Origin of the sequence: Pseudomonas sp. B21-056, assembly GCF_026016325.1 — a bacterium.
Lineage (GTDB): Bacteria > Pseudomonadota > Gammaproteobacteria > Pseudomonadales > Pseudomonadaceae > Aquipseudomonas.
In genome coordinates, this window is sequence record NZ_CP087203.1 from 6,118,416 (window position 1) to 6,135,680 (window position 17,265).

15 protein-coding genes are annotated in these 17,265 nt (G+C 61.5%); 7 read left to right on the plus strand and 8 right to left on the minus strand.

Features of this window, described 5'->3' with window-relative positions; all coding sequences use genetic code 11:
• The first annotated feature begins 144 nt into the window (after positions 1-144).
• Together LOY67_RS26870 and glpT are read left to right on the plus strand one after the other, a co-directional pair.
• Positions 145-1,122, plus strand: a complete 978-nt coding sequence (locus LOY67_RS26870; RefSeq protein ID WP_265065159.1) for an NADPH:quinone oxidoreductase family protein — start codon at positions 145-147, stop codon at positions 1,120-1,122.
• 225 nt (positions 1,123-1,347) lie between these two features.
• A complete protein-coding gene (gene glpT / locus LOY67_RS26875) occupies positions 1,348-2,697 on the plus strand; it encodes a glycerol-3-phosphate transporter (protein ID WP_265065160.1) in 1,350 nt (449 codons plus the stop codon).
• On the opposite strand, the gene LOY67_RS26880 is transcribed toward glpT, so the two are convergent.
• The 6 genes from LOY67_RS26880 to LOY67_RS26905 all read right to left on the minus strand — a co-directional run bounded on the left by LOY67_RS26880 (position 2,673) and on the right by LOY67_RS26905 (position 8,832).
• A complete protein-coding gene (locus LOY67_RS26880; RefSeq protein ID WP_265065161.1) occupies positions 2,673-3,341 on the minus strand; it encodes a gamma-glutamylcyclotransferase in 669 nt (222 codons plus the stop codon). The two genes, glpT and LOY67_RS26880, sit on opposite strands and share 25 nt — an antisense overlap.
• Positions 3,342-3,620: 279 nt before the next feature.
• The gene (locus LOY67_RS26885) at positions 3,621-4,589 is read right to left on the minus strand and encodes a CDP-6-deoxy-delta-3,4-glucoseen reductase (protein ID WP_265065162.1); all 969 of its coding nucleotides are present in this window, start codon (positions 4,587-4,589) and stop codon (positions 3,621-3,623) included.
• Complete coding sequence (gene ubiD / locus LOY67_RS26890) at positions 4,589-6,055, minus strand: 4-hydroxy-3-polyprenylbenzoate decarboxylase (protein ID WP_039590257.1); 1,467 nt, start codon at positions 6,053-6,055, stop codon at positions 4,589-4,591. The genes LOY67_RS26885 and ubiD overlap by 1 nt, the downstream gene beginning before the upstream one ends.
• Positions 6,056-6,174: 119 nt before the next feature.
• Complete coding sequence (rho, locus tag LOY67_RS26895) at positions 6,175-7,434, minus strand: transcription termination factor Rho (protein WP_003206716.1); 1,260 nt, start codon at positions 7,432-7,434, stop codon at positions 6,175-6,177.
• Positions 7,435-7,673: 239 nt separating this feature from the next.
• Positions 7,674-8,003 (minus strand): thioredoxin TrxA, encoded by a 330-nt coding sequence (gene trxA / locus LOY67_RS26900; RefSeq protein WP_003206727.1) that lies wholly within the window; start codon positions 8,001-8,003, stop codon positions 7,674-7,676.
• Between the two features lie 121 nt (positions 8,004-8,124).
• Positions 8,125-8,832 (minus strand): FadR/GntR family transcriptional regulator, encoded by a 708-nt coding sequence (locus LOY67_RS26905; protein ID WP_265065163.1) that lies wholly within the window; start codon positions 8,830-8,832, stop codon positions 8,125-8,127.
• Between the two features lie 255 nt (positions 8,833-9,087).
• Between LOY67_RS26905 and LOY67_RS26910 the strand changes: the two genes are divergently transcribed.
• From LOY67_RS26910 to ppx, 5 genes are all read left to right on the plus strand, one after another.
• Complete coding sequence (locus LOY67_RS26910) at positions 9,088-9,873, plus strand: transporter substrate-binding domain-containing protein (RefSeq protein ID WP_265065164.1); 786 nt, start codon at positions 9,088-9,090, stop codon at positions 9,871-9,873.
• Between the two features lie 21 nt (positions 9,874-9,894).
• Positions 9,895-10,575, plus strand: coding sequence for an amino acid ABC transporter permease (locus tag LOY67_RS26915; RefSeq protein ID WP_265065165.1), 681 nt, complete (start codon positions 9,895-9,897; stop codon positions 10,573-10,575).
• Positions 10,572-11,222 carry an amino acid ABC transporter permease gene (locus LOY67_RS26920; RefSeq protein ID WP_265065166.1) on the plus strand — a complete coding sequence of 217 codons (651 nt, stop codon included), beginning with the start codon at positions 10,572-10,574 and terminating at the stop codon, positions 11,220-11,222. Before LOY67_RS26915 ends, LOY67_RS26920 begins: the two co-directional genes overlap by 4 nt.
• Positions 11,209-11,943 carry an amino acid ABC transporter ATP-binding protein gene (locus tag LOY67_RS26925; protein WP_265065167.1) on the plus strand — a complete coding sequence of 245 codons (735 nt, stop codon included), beginning with the start codon at positions 11,209-11,211 and terminating at the stop codon, positions 11,941-11,943. Before LOY67_RS26920 ends, LOY67_RS26925 begins: the two co-directional genes overlap by 14 nt.
• Before the next feature lie 258 nt (positions 11,944-12,201).
• Complete coding sequence (ppx, locus tag LOY67_RS26930; RefSeq protein WP_265065168.1) at positions 12,202-13,704, plus strand: exopolyphosphatase; 1,503 nt, start codon at positions 12,202-12,204, stop codon at positions 13,702-13,704.
• Between the two features lie 197 nt (positions 13,705-13,901).
• On the opposite strand, the gene ppk1 is transcribed toward ppx, so the two are convergent.
• Positions 13,902-16,118, minus strand: coding sequence for a polyphosphate kinase 1 (gene ppk1 / locus LOY67_RS26935; RefSeq protein ID WP_265065169.1), 2,217 nt, complete (start codon positions 16,116-16,118; stop codon positions 13,902-13,904).
• Between the two features lie 17 nt (positions 16,119-16,135).
• Positions 16,136-17,149, minus strand: a complete 1,014-nt coding sequence (hemB, locus tag LOY67_RS26940) for a porphobilinogen synthase (protein WP_265065170.1) — start codon at positions 17,147-17,149, stop codon at positions 16,136-16,138.
• Positions 17,150-17,265 lie beyond the last annotated feature (116 nt).

Below are 17,265 nucleotides of genomic sequence, written 5' to 3' on the forward strand. Positions count from 1 at the left end.
TCCTCATCCGATTTTGCGGCCCAGCATACCGACCCGCCGTTCAAGCACAAGCTTATGGCCGGCTATCAGGGCAGGGCATGCTCGTTGACCCGTTGACTCTCACACCTACACTTATCGGCCATCACTCCCAAAGGAATAGCCCTGATGAAAGCCGTGCTGTGCAAAGAATTCGGCCCCGCCGAATCGCTGGTGCTGGAAGACGTCGCCAGCCCCGTCGCAAAGAAGAACGAAGTGCTGCTGGACGTGCACGCCGCCGGGGTGAATTTCCCGGACACGCTGATCATCGAGGGCAAATATCAGTTCAAGCCACCCTTCCCGTTTTCACCCGGTGGCGAGGCGGCGGGTGTGGTCAGGGAAGTGGGTGAAAAGGTCAGCCACCTTAAAGTCGGTGACCGGGTGATGGCACTGACCGGTTGGGGCAGCTTTGCCGAACAGGTCGCGGTGCCCGGCTACAACGTGCTGCCGATCCCCGCATCCATGGACTTCAACACCGCCGCCGCCTTCAGCATGACCTACGGCACCTCGATGCACGCCCTCAAGCAGCGGGGCAACCTGCAACCCGGCGAAACCCTGCTGGTGCTCGGCGCCTCTGGTGGCGTGGGCCTGGCGGCGGTGGAGATCGGCAAGGCCATGGGTGCCCGGGTGATCGCTGCCGCCAGCAGCACGGAAAAACTCGCCGTAGCCAAGGCTGCCGGCGCCGACGAGTTGATCAACTACAGCGAAACCAGCCTCAAGGATGAGATCAAGCGCCTCACCGACAGCCAGGGCGCCGACGTCATCTACGATCCGGTGGGTGGTGATCTGTTCGACCAGGCCATCCGCTCCATCGCCTGGAATGGCCGGTTGCTGGTGGTCGGCTTCGCCAGCGGGCGCATTCCCGAACTGCCGGTGAACCTCGCCCTGCTCAAGGGCGCCGCGGTGGTGGGGGTGTTCTGGGGCTCCTTTGCCCAGCGCCAGCCCCAGGACAACGCCGCCAACTTCCAGCAGTTGTTCGGCTGGTTCGCCGAGGGCAGGCTCAAGCCACTGGTCTCGCAGGTGTATCCGCTGGGCAACGCCGCCCAAGCGATCAATGACCTCGCCCAGCGCAAGGCTGTGGGCAAGGTGGTTGTGCAGGTGCGCTGACTGCATTGATGCGGTCCGGACGCCCGGCGCGTCGGACCGCGATTGCCACGAGACCGAAGCGCCTCCAACACCCACTCCCGTAACGTCGCCCGCCCGGCTCGTTCGTTTAAGAACATCCCTCCGGCAATATTTCCTCTATTCAGACCAAAACAAGCGATGCTATTTTCGGTAACGAAACTGTAACATTCGCATTCGCAGCCATAACAAGAAATCCGGAGTCCTTGAATGTTTGCTTTCTTTCGTCCTGCCGCACACCAGGCGCCCCTGCCTGAAGAAAAAATAGACAGCACCTACCGACGCCTTCGCTGGCAGATTTTCGCCGGGATTTTCATTGGGTACGCGGGTTACTACCTGCTGCGCAAGAACTTCACCCTGGCATTTCCGGACCTCATCGCCCAAGGCTATACGAAGGGCCAGCTCGGCGTGGCGGTGTCGGCGATCGCGATTGCCTACGGCCTTTCCAAGTTCCTGATGGGCATCGTGTCCGACCGCTCCAACCCTCGCTACTTCCTGCCCTTCGGCCTGGTGATGTCCGCCGCGGTGATGTTCGTTTTCGGTTTCGCGCCGTGGGCGACGTCCAGCGTAACCATGATGTTCATCCTGCTGTTCATCAACGGCTGGGCACAAGGCATGGGTTGGCCACCGAGCGGGCGTACCATGGTGCACTGGTGGTCGCAGAAAGAGCGCGGCGGCGTGGTTTCGGTATGGAACACCGCGCATAACGTCGGCGGCGGCCTGATCGGCCCACTGGCGATCCTCGGCATGGGTTGGTTCAACGACTGGCACAGCAAATTCTACGTGCCGGCTGCCGTGGCCTTGCTGGTGGCTGTATTCGCGTTCCTTGTCATGCGCGATACCCCGCAATCAACGGGTTTGCCGCCCATCGAGAAGTACAAGAACGATTACCCGGAAGGCTACGACGCCAGCCACGAGAACGAATTCAGCGCCAAGGAAATCTTCGTCAAATACGTACTGCGCAACAAAATGCTCTGGTTCATCGCCCTGGCCAACGTCTTTGTCTACTTGCTGCGCTACGGCATCCTGGATTGGGCGCCGACCTACCTTAAAGAGGTCAAGCACTTCGACTTCGACAAGACGTCCTGGGCTTACTTCCTGTACGAATGGGCAGGCATTCCCGGCACGCTGCTGTGCGGCTGGATGTCGGACAAGATCTTCCGCGGCAACCGTGGCCTGACGGGCATGGTGTTCATGGCGCTGGTGACCGTAGCAACGCTCGTGTACTGGCTGAATCCACCGGGCAACCCGATGGTCGACATGATCTCGCTGTTCGCGATCGGCTTCCTGATCTACGGCCCGGTGATGCTGGTGGGCCTGCAGGCGCTGGAACTGGTGCCCAAGAAAGCGGCCGGTACGGCGGCCGGTTTTACCGGGCTGTTCGGTTACCTGGGTGGTTCAGTCGCGGCCAGTGCCCTGATGGGTTACACGGTGGACTATTTCGGCTGGAATGGCGGTTTCATCCTGCTGATCGCCGCGTGCCTGCTGGCCATGGCTTTCCTCGCCCCAACCCTGGGACACAAGCAAGTCAGCAGTCAGAGCCGCGAAGCGGTGGCCTGATCGAGGGCTGACCTGCAACGCTTGAGCCGCGCCTCCAGATTCCGATCCGGCATGGCGTGGCTGCGCAGGGCGTGGATGGTCTGCTCGACATAGTCGCGAGTGGTGCCGAAACGCCCGCAGGCGCTTTCGAAGACCTGACTCAGCACATGGTCCGGCAGGTTGCCGGCATAGCTGGGCAGGTGTCGTTCCAGCACAAAACCCAAGGCCTGCACGCGATTGCCATTCTCGAGGCGACAACTGAGCCAATGCGGGCGATAGGACGGAACCGGCATCTCCCGCTGCCACAAGGCAAACAACGAGTCCTCGAGATTCTCCTCCGGCAATCGGTAGGCGAAACCGCTGCATGAACCGCCGCGATCCAGCCCGAACACCAACCCCGGCAACTCCGGCGTGCCGCGATGCTCGTGGGACCACAAGTACAAACCGCGGTGATACCCATGGACCCGCCCACGCACCCGCTCCACTGCCGTGCATTCCGGCCGCCAGATCAATGAGCCGTAAGCGAACAGCCAGACCGGGCCACCCTGGTGAAGGCGCATGGTCGATTGCATCGAGGCGAGCAATTGTTCTCGGGTCAGTTGCGCGCCCAGGTCAAGGCGTGGCGGATACAGGGCGCAGCTAATGGCGGTTTCGATAGCGGTCATGGCCGGTAGCGACAGGCTCCTCGTAAGGATCGGAAAATGGATAGGCACGCGTCATGGGACTGACGCTTGTCAGAACCCAGGCAAGTTGGATGCCACTGACACCCATGGCACTGGAAAATACCTGTGGCGAGGGGATTTATTCCCGTTGGGATACGTAGCTGCCCTAAAACCTGAGCGCTCGGTGGGTCAGATAAATTGATGGGGGCTGCTACGCAGCCCAGCGGGGATAAATCCCCTCGCCACAAAAATGCATCATCCAGAATCGTTCAAGATCAAGACTCAAGCGCGAGGCGCGTAGGCAAACACGTCGGCGCGCATCTGGTGGGCGTCCATCCCGGCTTCAACCAGCGCGTCGAGGGTCGCATAGATCATGGCCGGCGAGCCGCTGGCGTAGACGTGTACGCCGGACAGGTCGCTGATGTCTTCGCATACCGCTTCGTGGAGCATGCCGCAGCGCCCTTCCCAGCCACACAGATCGCTGACGACCTTGTGCAGGAACAGATTCGGCAGCTTCTTCCACTCCTCCCAATGCTCGATTTCATAGAAATCGTCCGGTCGCCGCACGCCCCAATACAGATGCACCGGATGCTTGAAGCCCTCTGCCCGGCAGTGCTCGATCAGGCTGTGCATCTGCGCCATGCCGGTACCGGCGGCGATCAGCACCAAAGGGCCGTCCGGCAATTCGGACAAGTGAGTATCGCCAAACGGCATTTCGACATGAACGTTGGGGTTGCGGTGCAGTTGTTCCAGCAGCGCCTTCGCACTGTTTTCGCGCACCAGTACATGCAATTGCAGATCGCGCCCCGAATGCGGCGCCGAAGCCAGGGAGAAAGCCGATTTATCGCCATTCTCCCGCTCGATCATCAAATACTGCCCCGCGTGATAGCGCGGCGGCTTGCCCGCCGGCGCACGCAGGCTGACCCGCCAGACATCGCCACCCGCATCGACACATCCGCTGACCTGGCACGCCAGGCGGCGCACTGGCAACTCGCCGGGCGCCAACACACCGTCCCACAACACCACACAATCCTCCAGGGGCTCGGCGATGCAGGTGAAGATCTCCCCGTGATCGCGCACGTCGCCAGCCTGTTCCACGCGGCCTTCCACCAGCAACGCGCCACAGACGTGGCAGTTGCCGTTGCGGCAGCTTTGCGGGCACTCATAGCCCAGGCGCCGCGCACCATCGAGAATCCGCTCGGCGGGCCGTATCTCCAGCACCGCGCCGGACGGCTGCAAGGTCACACGCATCAATCTATTCCTAACTGATTCCAGATGGCATCGATCCGTTGGGTAACGGCTTCATCCTTGACGATAACCCGGCCCCACTCACGAGTGGTTTCACCGGGCCATTTATGCGTGGCATCGAGCCCCATCTTCGACCCCAGGCCGGAGACCGGCGAAGCGAAGTCGAGGTAGTCGATCGGCGTGTTTTCGATCATCACCGTGTCGCGCTTGGGGTCCATGCGCGTGGTGATGGCCCAGATCACGTCGTTCCAGTCCCGTGCATTGATATCGTCGTCAGTGACGATAACGAACTTGGTGTACATGAACTGTCGCAGAAACGACCAGACACCCAGCATCACCCGCTTGGCATGGCCCGGATACGACTTCTTCATGGTGACCACGGCCATGCGATACGAGCAGCCTTCCGGCGGCAGGTAGAAGTCGGTGATCTCGGGGAATTGCTTTTGCAGGATCGGCACGAACACTTCGTTCAGCGCCACACCAAGGATCGCTGGCTCATCGGGTGGACGGCCAGTATAGGTGCTGTGGTAGATCGGCTTGATCCGATGGGTGATGCGCTCGACAGTGAACACCGGGAAGCTGTCGACTTCGTTGTAGTAGCCGGTGTGGTCGCCGTACGGGCCTTCATCGGCCATTTCGCCGGGGTGGATCACGCCTTCGAGGATGATCTCGGCGGTGGCCGGGACTTGCAGGTCGTTGCCACGGCATTTCACCAGCTCGGTGCGGTTGCCCCGCAGCAGGCCGGCGAAGGCATATTCGGAGAGGCTGTCGGGCACGGGCGTGACGGCGCCGAGAATGGTCGCCGGGTCCGCGCCCAGGGCCACGGACACCGGGAAGGGCTGGCCGGGGTGTTTTTCGCACCACTCGCGATAGTCCAGCGCACCGCCACGATGGCTCAGCCAACGCATGATGACCTTGTTGCGGCCAATCACCTGCTGGCGATAGATACCGAGGTTCTGGCGGTCCTTGTTCGGACCTTTGGTGACGGTCAGGCCCCAGGTAATCAGCGGCCCCACATCGCCCGGCCAGCAGGTCTGCACCGGCAGCATCGCCAGGTCGACATCGTCGCCCTCGATCACCACTTCCTGGCAGATCGCGTCCTTGACGACTTTCGGCGCCATGGAAATGATCTTGCGGAAAATCGGCAGCTTGGACCAGGCGTCCTTCAGGCCCTTGGGCGGCTCGGGCTCCTTGAGAAACGCCAGCAGCTTGCCGATCTCGCGCAGTTCGCTGACGGCCTCGGCGCCCATGCCCAGGGCCACGCGTTCCGGCGTGCCGAACAGGTTGCCCAGTACCGGAATGTCATACCCTGTCGGATTTTCGAACAGCAGCGCCGGGCCTTTGGCACGCAGGGTGCGGTCACAGACCTCGGTCATTTCCAGCACAGGAGACACCGGCACCTGGATGCGCTTGAGTTCGCCGCGCTGTTCCAGACCGCTGATAAAGTCGCGCAAATCGCGATACTGCATGCAAAAGCCTCATGGTGGCCGTGGCGTTCGGGGGCCCGAGTTTAACGCCGCCCGTTCGAAATAGTGAATGCACAGATAGCAAAAAGCCGGGTTTCCCCGGCTTTGCTGGATCTGTCGATTTACTTGCGCTTCATCGACAGGAAGAACTCATCGTTGGTCTTGGTCGTTTTCAACTTGTCGACCAGGAACTCGATGGCAGCCACTTCATCCATCGGATGCAGCAGCTTGCGCAGGATCCACATGCGCTGCAACTCGTCATCGGCCGTCAGCAGCTCTTCACGGCGAGTGCCGGAGCGGTTGATGTTGATGGCCGGGAATACGCGCTTCTCGGCGATGCGACGATCCAAAGGCAGTTCCATGTTGCCGGTGCCCTTGAATTCCTCGTAGATCACTTCGTCCATCTTCGAACCGGTTTCAACCAGTGCGGTGGCGATGATGGTCAGCGAGCCGCCCTCTTCGATGTTGCGCGCGGCGCCGAAGAAACGCTTCGGTTTCTCCAGGGCGTGGGCATCGACACCACCGGTCAGCACCTTGCCGGAGCTCGGGATCACGGTGTTGTAGGCACGGGCCAGACGGGTGATGGAGTCCAGCAGGATGACCACGTCCTTCTTGTGCTCGACCAGGCGCTTGGCCTTCTCGATCACCATTTCGGCAACCTGCACGTGGCGGGTCGGCGGCTCGTCGAACGTCGAGGCGACCACTTCGCCGCGCACGGTGCGCTGCATCTCGGTCACTTCTTCCGGACGCTCGTCGATCAGCAGCACGATCAGATGAACTTCAGGGTTGTTACGGGCGATGTTGGCCGCGATGTTCTGCAGCATGATCGTCTTGCCCGCTTTCGGCGGCGCCACGATCAGGCCACGCTGGCCCTTGCCGATGGGTGCGCACAGGTCGATGACACGACCGGTGAGGTCTTCGGTGGAACCGTTGCCGGCTTCCATCTTCATGCGCACGGTCGGGAACAGCGGGGTCAGGTTTTCGAAGAGAATCTTGTTCTTCGCGTTTTCCGGACGGTCGAAGTTGATCGTGTCGACCTTGAGCAGCGCGAAGTAACGCTCGCCTTCCTTCGGAGGGCGGATCTTGCCAACGATGGTGTCACCGGTGCGCAAGTTGAAGCGACGGATCTGGCTCGGCGAGACGTAGATATCGTCCGGGCCGGCAAGGTAGGAAGCGTCCGCGGAACGGAGGAAGCCGAAGCCGTCCTGGAGAATCTCCAGCACGCCATCACCGGAGATTTCCTCGCCGCTCTTCGCGTGCTTCTTGAGCAGGGAGAAAATCACGTCCTGCTTGCGCGAACGGGCCATATTTTCTATGCCCATCTGTTCGGCCAATTCGAGCAGTTCGGTAATCGGCTTTTGCTTGAGTTCAGTCAGATTCATATAGGAATGACGTAATCATTTATGGAGGGGAAATTAAGCTTTTGGCTTAATGAGGCCGCGCCGCGGAGAAGGCGACAGGATCGCGTACTTATTCGAAAGGAGTGCGTCGGCGACGGCTTGCAGGGGGCAATGGAGAAACCAGTGCGGGGCCGAATGTACCACCTGGGTTTGCGAGCGTCTAGCCCCGAATAACGAAAAAGCCCCGCGATTGGCGGGGCTTTTTCAGTGGCATTCGGCGCTTAGATGTTGGCGTCGAGGAAAGCAGCCAGTTGCGACTTCGACAGCGCACCGACCTTGGTGGCTTCGACGTTGCCGTTCTTGAACAGCATCAGCGTCGGGATACCACGCACGCCGTGCTTGGCCGGGGTTTCCTGGTTTTCGTCGATGTTCAGCTTGGCGACGGTCAGCTTGCCCTTGTAGGTCTCGGCAATTTCGTCCAGGACCGGAGCGATCATCTTGCACGGACCGCACCACTCAGCCCAATAGTCCACCAGTACAGCGCCTTCGGCCTTGAGTACGTCAGCCTCGAAGCTAGCGTCGCTAACGTGTTTGATCAGATCGCTGCTCATGGAAATCTCCGGGGTTGTCAGCAAAAAAACGTGGCCCATCATAGCTGCCCTTCCCGGGTTCAGGAAGCCACTGTCGATTGAGTCTCGCTATGGCGCCGGACGCATTTGGACATGATTCAGGTCATGAGGCGGCAGGGGCGACGAAGCAGATTCCGGTGCGCAGCGCAGCGTTACGGACATGTTCCTGCATGGCTTTCTGGGCGGAGCCCGAGGCACGACGGGAAAGCGCCCGTAGGATTTTTCGATGTTCCTGCCAGGTTTCCATGGCCCGTTCCGCCCTGATGAACGGTAATTTCTGGCTCTCCAGGAAGATCTCGGCGCTGGCGGTGAGGATATTCAGCATCGCCTGGTTGCCGCCGGCCAACAGGATTCGCCGATGAAATTCGAAATCCAGCCGCGCCGCCGCGTCGAAGTCCCCTGACTTCAGCTCCCGGCGCATGGCCTCGACGTTATCACCCAGCCCATCGAGCTCATCGGGGCTCAGCGTCGCGGCCGCCATCCCGGCCGCGAAACCTTCCAGGGCATAGCGCAACTGGAAAATATCCAATGGCGAGACCTGGGCCGCGAACGGCCAGCCCGGTGTCGACTCATGGTGCGAAACCTCCGTCGACGATTGCACGAACACACCTTTGCCCGGCTGCACGCTGATCATTCCCAACGCGCTCAACGACGACAGGGCCTCGCGCAAAGACGCCCGGCTCACGCCCAGTTGCAGCGCCAGATCCCGCTGCGATGGCAACGCGTCCCCCGGACCGAAGCCTTCATCAGCGATCAGTTTGCGGATGCCTTGCAAGGCCACTTCGGGAACCGCACGGGAGATGGAATTCATGTTTTTTTCGGGCATATCAGACCAGTGAGCGGCTAGTTGTAAAGCTATTCGCCGCGCCCGGCAAGTCGTGCCCCAGCAGGGTTCGGCGGCAAATACCAACGCCCGATAACGGTGCGAAACGCGGCGCAACTGTTCAGACCAGTCAGACCGACTCCCGCCAGCAAATCCGCGGCTTTGGAGGGTTTGAAATCGCTTTGGCATGGCCTGTGCTCTGTCCGAACGCAGCAATCACATCATCGACCGCGGAGATTCGCCATGATCCAGCGTTGCAGCGCCTTGCTCACCGCCCTGTTTGCCAGCCTGATGCTCTGCCAGTTGCCCGCCCACGCCGACGGCCTCGAAGACGTGGTCAAGCGCGGCACCCTCAAAGTCGCGGTGCCCCAGGACTTCCCGCCATTCGGCTCGGTCGGCCCGGACATGAAGCCCCGTGGCCTGGACATCGATACCGCGAAGCTGCTGGCCGACCAGCTCAAGGTCAAACTTGAACTGACCCCGGTCAACAGCACCAACCGCATTCCGTTCCTGACCACCGGCAAGGTCGACCTGGTGATTTCCAGCCTGGGCAAGAACCCGGAGCGCGAGAAGGTCATTGATTTTTCCAGTGCCTACGCACCGTTCTACCTCGCCGTGTTCGGCCCGCCCGAGGCCGCCATTAATGGCCTGGACGATCTCAAGGGCAAGACCATCAGCGTCACCCGGGGTGCCATCGAAGACATCGAGTTGACCAAGGTCGCGCCGGAAGGCACCACCATCAAGCGCTTCGAAGACAACAACTCGACCATCGCCGCCTACCTCGCCGGTCAGGTGGACCTGATCGCCAGCGGCAACGTGGTGATGGTCGCCATCAGTGAGCGCAACCCCAAGCGCGTCCCGGCGCTGAAAGTGAAACTCAAGGACTCGCCGGTGTATGTCGGCGTGAACAAGAACGAGCCCGCACTGCTGGACAAGGTCAACCAGATCCTTGCCACGGCCAAGACCGATGGCAGCCTGGAGAAGAACGCCCAGGCCTGGCTCAAGCAGCCGCTGCCGGCCGACCTTTGACCGTCACTTGAGAGGCTGAGCATGGCTTATCAGTTCGATTTTCTGCCGGTGATGCAAAACACCGAGCTGCTGTTGCGCGGTGCGCTGTTCACCCTGGAACTGACGGCCATCGGCGCCTTGCTCGGGGTCGGCCTCGGCATCGTCGGCGCCGTGGTGCGGGCGTGGAATATCCGCCCGTTCGCGGCGATGTTCGGGGTGTACGTGGAACTGATCCGCAACACGCCGTTCCTGGTGCAGCTGTTTTTCATCTTCTTCGGCCTGCCGTCTTTGGGCGTGCAGATTTCCGAATGGCAGGCGGCGGTACTGGCGATGGTGATCAACCTCGGCGCCTACTCCACCGAAATCATTCGCGCCGGCATCCAGGCGGTCCCCCACGGACAACTGGAAGCCGCCGCGGCCCTGGCGATGAGCCGTTTCGAAACCTTTCGCCACGTGGTGCTGCTGCCGGCGCTGGGCAAGGTCTGGCCGGCCCTGAGCAGCCAGATCATCATCGTGATGCTCGGTTCGGCGGTCTGTTCGCAGATTGCCACCGAAGAATTGAGCTTCGCCGCCAACTTCATTCAGTCGCGCAACTTCCGCGCCTTTGAAACCTATGCACTGACCACGCTGATCTACTTGTGCATGGCGCTGTTGATCCGCCAGTTATTGAACTGGGTGGGCCGTCGCTGCCTGTACAAAAGCAGCGCCAGGAGCGAACGATGAGCGACTTCACTTTCTGGGACGTGGTGCGCAACCTGCTCACGGGCCTGCAATGGACCCTGGCGCTGTCGCTGGTGGCGTTTATCGGTGGTGGCGTGATCGGTTTGCTGGTCATGGTGATGCGCATCGCCAAGGACACCCTGCCCCGCCATGTCGCCCGCACCTACATCGAGTTGTTCCAGGGCACGCCGCTGTTGATGCAACTGTTCCTGGTGTTCTTTGGCGTGGCCCTGGCCGGGGTGGAGATTTCGCCGTGGATGGCGGCGGCCATTGCCCTGACGCTGTTTACCAGCGCCTACCTGGCGGAGATCTGGCGCGGTTGCGTCGAAGCGATCCCCAATGGCCAGTGGGAAGCGTCCTCGAGCCTGGCGCTGAACCGCCTGGAGCAGTTGCGCTATGTGATCCTGCCCCAGGCCCTGCGCATCGCCGTGGCGCCGACCGTGGGCTTCTCGGTGCAAGTGGTCAAGGGTACCGCCGTCACCTCGATCATCGGCTTCACCGAACTGACCAAGACCGGCGGCATGCTCGCCAACGCCACGTTCGAACCCTTCATGGTCTATGGCCTGGTTGCCCTCGGCTATTTCCTCCTCTGCTACCCCCTGTCCCTCAGCGCGCGCTACCTGGAAAGGAGACTGCATGCCTCTGCTTAAAATTTCCGCCCTGCATAAATACTACGGTGAGCATCACGTGCTCAAAGGCATCGACCTGACCGTCGAGGAAGGCCAGGTGGTGGCGATCATCGGCCGCAGCGGCTCGGGAAAATCCACCTTGCTGCGCACCCTCAACGGCCTGGAGTCGATCAACGATGGCGTGATCGAAGTGGACGGCGAGTACCTCGACGCTGCTCGCGCCGATCTGCGCAGCCTGCGGCAGAAAGTCGGGATGGTGTTCCAGCAGTTCAACCTGTTTCCACACCTGACCGTCGGCGAAAACGTGATGCTCGCGCCACAGGTTGTACAAAAAACATCCAAGGCCAAGGCGACAGAACTGGCGCGGGAGATGCTGGAGCGGGTCGGGCTTGGTGAAAAATTCGACGCCTTCCCGGACCGCTTGTCCGGCGGCCAGCAGCAACGGGTGGCGATTGCCCGGGCCCTGGCGATGTCGCCCAAGGTCTTGCTCTGCGATGAAATCACCTCGGCCCTGGACCCCGAGCTGGTCAATGAAGTGCTCGGTGTGGTGCGGCAACTGGCCAAGGAAGGCATGACGCTGATCATGGTCACCCACGAGATGCGCTTCGCCCGTGAGGTGGGGGACAAACTGGTGTTCATGCACCAGGGCAAGGTGCATGAGGTGGGGGATCCGAAGGTACTGTTTGCCGAGCCGCAGACGGTGGAGCTGGCGAACTTTATCGGGATGGTCGAGCCCGTCTGATCCAGGCTGCCAAACATGCCCCTGTGGCGAGAGCTTGCTCCCGCTCGGCTCTGTAGGAGCTGTCGAGCGCAGCGAGGCTGCGATCTTTCCCCTGGCAATTGAGTCGCGAGCGAAAAGATCAAGATCAAAAAATCGCAGCCTCGCTGCGCTCGACAGCTCCTACAGGACCAGCGCTGACTCAAGGGTTTGGTTCAGGCGCGTTGGCGTAAACGGTTGATCGTGGCAGGATGGCAGGGTTATCGACCGAGACTTTCCGACATGCCGCCATCCCAAGCCAAGAATCTGTCCCTGATTGCCGCCATTGACCTGGGCTCCAACAGCTTTCACATGGTTGTCGCCAAGGCCCAGAACGGGGAAATCCGCATTCTTGAGCGACTCGGCGAAAAGGTCCAACTGGCCGCCGGCATCGATGAAGAACGCCAACTGAGCGAGGAGTCCATCCAGCGTGGGCTCGATTGCCTCAAGCGCTTCGCCCAACTGATCAACGGCATGCCCCTGGGTGCGGTGCGGATCGTCGGCACCAACGCCTTGCGCGAGGCGCGCAACCGCGGCGAATTCATCCGCCGCGCCGAAGAGATCCTCGGCCATCCGGTGGAAGTCATCTCCGGCCGTGAAGAAGCCCGCCTGATCTACCTCGGTGTCTCCCACACCCTGGCCGACACCCCCGGCAAGCGGCTGGTGGCGGACATCGGCGGCGGCAGTACCGAATTCATCATCGGCCAGCGCTTCGAGCCGCTGTTGCGCGAAAGCCTGCAGATGGGTTGCGTCAGCTACACCCAGCGCTATTTCCGCGACGGCAAGATCACCCCGGCCCGCTACGCCCAGGCCTACACCGCGGCGCGGCTGGAAATCATGAGCATCGAGCACGCCCTGCACCGCCTGACCTGGGATGAAGCCATCGGCTCCTCAGGCACCATCCGCGCCATCGGCCTGGCCCTCAAGGCCGGCGGCCATGGCAATGGCGAGGTCAACGCCGAGGGCCTAGCCTGGCTCAAGCGCAAGGTGTTCAAGCTCGGCGAATCGGACAAGATCGATTTCGAAGGCATCAAACCCGACCGTCGGGCGATTTTCCCGGCGGGCCTGGCGATTCTCGAAGCCATTTTCGACGCCCTCGAACTGCAACGCATGGACCACTGCGAAGGCGCCCTGCGCGAAGGTGTGCTGTATGACCTGCTGGGGCGTCATCACCACGAAGACGTCCGCGAACGCACCCTGGGCTCGCTCATGGAGCGCTATCACGTCGATCAGGAACAGGTCGTGCGGGTCGAGCGCAAGGCGCTGCATGCCTTCGACCAGGTGGCCGACGACTGGGACCTCACCGACGGGGTCTGGCGCGAATTGCTGGGTTGGGCTGCCAAGGTGCATGAAGTCGGCCTGGACATCGCCCACTACCACTACCACAAGCACGGCGCCTACCTGATCGAGCACTCGGACCTGGCGGGTTTCTCCCGGGAAGACCAGCAGATGCTCGCGCTGTTGGTACGCGGCCACCGACGCAACATTCCCAAGGATAAGTTTGCCGAATTCGGTGATGAAGGCATCAAGCTGATTCGCCTGTGCGTGCTGCTACGGTTCGCGATCCTGTTCCACCACATCCGCGGCACCCAGGAAATGCCCCAGGTGGCCCTGCGCGCCGACGGCGATCAATTGGATGTGATGTTCCCGGAGAACTGGCTGGAAGAGAACCAACTGACCCAGGCCGATTTCGCCCAGGAAGCGGAATGGCTGACCCGGGTCGGGATTGTGTTGAATATCCACTGATAGCCAGGGTAGCGAGCCCCGCTGTGGCCCGCTCGACTCTGTAGGAGCTGTCGAGCGAAGCGAGGCTGCGATCTTTTCCCAGACACTTGAGTCGGATTGTAGGAGCTGGCGAAGCCTGCGATCTTTTGATTTTTGATCTTTCGCTCCCGACTCAATTGCCAGGGAAAAGATCGCAGCCTCGCTTCGCTCGACAGCTCCTACACCGCCAACACCGGGCTGCTCAGACGATCCAGCAACGTCGCCTGGGCGCTACGCGGGTTCTGGTTGCCGGTCGGCGTGTTGCGGATATAACGGCCATCCGACTGCAGACTCCAGCTATGGGTGTTGTCGGTGAGGTAGCTTTCCAGCTCCTTCTTGACCCGCAGGATCAGCTTCTTGCCCTCCACCGGGAAACAGGTCTCGACGCGCTTGTCGAGGTTGCGCTCCATCCAGTCGGCGCTGGACAGGAACATCTGCTCCTCGCCGCCGTTGAGGAAGTAGAACACCCGCGTGTGCTCCAGGAAGCGTCCGATGATCGAACGCACGTGGATGTTATGGGATACCCCCGGGATACCTGGCCGCAGGCAGCACATGCCCCGCACCACCAGGTCGATGCGCACGCCGGACTGGCTGGCCTTGTACAGCGCACGGATGATCTTCGGATCGGTCAGCGAGTTGAACTTGGCAATGATGTGCGCCGGTTTACCGTCCAGGGCGAACTGGGTTTCCCGGGTAATCATGTCGAGCATGCCCTTTTTCAGGGTGAACGGCGCATGCAGCAGCTTCTTCATGCGCAGCGTCTTGCCCATGCCGATCAACTGGCTGAACAGCTTGCCGACGTCTTCGCACAAGGCATCGTCGGAGGTCAGCAGGCTGTAGTCGGTGTACAGGCGGGCGTTGGCAGCGTGGTAGTTGCCCGTGCCCAGGTGCGCGTAACGCACGATCTCGCCGGCCTCGCGCCGCAGGATGAGCATCATCTTGGCGTGGGTCTTGAAACCGACCACACCATAGATCACCACCGCACCGGCCGCTTGCAGACGGCTTGCCAGTTGCAGGTTGGATTCTTCATCGAAGCGCGCGCGCAATTCGATTACCGCCGTGACTTCCTTGCCGTTTCGCGCCGCATCCACCAGGGCGTCGACGATCTCCGAGTTGGCGCCGCTGCGGTACAGGGTCTGGCGCACCGCCAGGACGTGCGGGTCCTTGGCGGCCTGGCGCAGCAGGTCGACCACCGGCGTGAACGACTCGAACGGGTGCAGCAGCAGAATGTCCTGCTTGCTGATCACGTTGAAAATGTTCTCGCTGTTCTGGAGCAGTTTCGGGATCTGCGGCGTGAACGGCGAATATTGCAGCTCCGGATGACTGTCCAGGCCGGTGATGCTGAACAACCGGGTCAGGTTGACCGGGCCGTTGACCTGATACAGCTCGGTCTCGTGCAGGTTGAACTGCTTGAGCAGGTAGTCGGACAGGTGTTTCGGGCAGGTGTCGGCCACTTCCAGGCGCACCGCATCACCGTAGCGACGGGAGAACAGCTCGCCGCGCAGGGCGCGGGCCAGGTCTTCGACGTCCTCGGTGTCCACCGACAGGTCGGCGTTGCGCGTCAGGCGGAACTGGTAGCAGCCCTTCACCTTCATGCCCTGGAACAGGTCATCGGCGTGGGCGTGGATCATCGACGACAGGAACACATAGTTGTCGCCCGGGCCGCCGACGTCTTCCGGCACGCGGATGATCCGCGGCAGCAGGCGTGGCGCTGGGATGATCGCCAGGCCGGAATCGCGGCCGAAAGCATCGATGCCTTCCAGCTCGACTATGAAGTTCAGACTCTTGTTGACCAGCAGCGGGAATGGGTGCGTCGGGTCGAGGCCGATCGGCGTGATGATCGGTGCGATCTCGTCGCGGAAATAGCGGCGTACCCAGGTTTTGAGCTTGGTGGTCCAGTAGCGGCGACGGATGAAGCGGACCTGATGCTTTTCCAGCTCCGGCAACAGGATGTCGTTGAGGATCGCGTACTGGCGGTCGACATGACCGTGGACCAGCTCGCTGATGCGCGCCAGGGCCTGATGGGGTTGCAGGCCATCGGCACCGGCCTGTTCACGGGCGAAGGTGATCTGCTTCTTCAGGCCGGCGACGCGGATTTCGAAGAATTCATCCAGGTTGCTGGAGAAGATCAGCAGGAACTTCAACCGCTCCAACAGTGGATAGGACTCGTCCAGCGCCTGCTCCAGCACGCGGATGTTGAACTGCAGTTGCGACAGCTCGCGATGGATGTACAGGCTGCTGTCATCCAGGTTGGTGATCGCAATCACCGGTGCCGGGGCAGGCTCGGCGGCCACCACCGGGGGAGCAGGCTCCAGCTCCGGTGGCGTTTCTGCGATTTGCTCGACCACGGGTTGAGCGTCTTTTACAGCAACTTCAGAGAGTCCTTCGGTATTCATCGCAAGTTCCTGGGAGGCTATTTCTGCTCTCGTAACAATTGGGCCGCACGCACGGCAAAGTAAGTCAGGATCCCATCAGCGCCTGCGCGTTTGAACGCGGTCAGGGACTCGAGGATGACCCCTTCGCTCAACCAGCCGTTCTGGATCGCCGCCATGTGCATGGCGTACTCGCCGCTGACCTGATAAACGAAGGTCGGCACTTTGAATTCGTCTTTGACCCGGCAAAGGATGTCGAGGTAAGGCATGCCCGGCTTGACCATGACCATATCTGCCCCTTCTGACAAGTCGGCCGCCACTTCGTGCAAGGCTTCCTGACTGTTGGCCGGGTCCATCTGATAAGAGGCCTTGTTGGCCTTGCCCAGGTTCAGGGCCGAACCGACCGCATCGCGGAACGGGCCGTAATAGGCGCTGGCGTATTTGGCCGAGTAGGCCATGATCCGCACATTGACGTGCCCGGCCACTTCGAGGGCCTCGCGGATCGCCTGGATACGACCGTCCATCATGTCCGACGGCGCCACCACCTGGGCACCGGCCTCGGCGTGGGACAGGGCCTGCCGGACCAGGGCGTCGACGGTGATGTCGTTCTCCACGTAACCTTCTTCGTCGAGGATGCCATCCTGCCCGTGGGTGGTGAACGGATCCAGCGCCACGTCGGTGATCACCCCCAGCTCCGGGAAGCGTGCGCGCAGGGCACGGGTCGCGCGCTGGGCAATGCCCTCCGGGTTCCAGGCTTCGGCAGCGTCCAGGGACTTGAGGCCCGGCGGCGTCACCGGGAACAGCGCCAGCGCCGGGATACCCAACTCCACCCACTTGGCGGCTTCTTCGAGCAGCAGGTCGATGGTCAGGCGTTCCACCCCGGGCATCGATGCCACCGCTTCGCGCCGGTTCTCACCGTCCAGCACGAACACCGGCAGGATCAGGTCATCGGTGGTCAGCACGTTCTCACGCACCAGCCGACGAGAGAACTCATCACGGCGATTGCGACGCAGGCGGGTAGCAGGGAACAGACGATTGGCGGGGGTAAAGCTCACGGCAGACTCCTGAGCCCACTGACGGGCGAGCGTGACAGTTATAAGCGGCCATTATGACCAACGTATGACAGTTATGTGCACCTGTGACCTGTCGTCGCAGGTATTGTCGTTGTAGG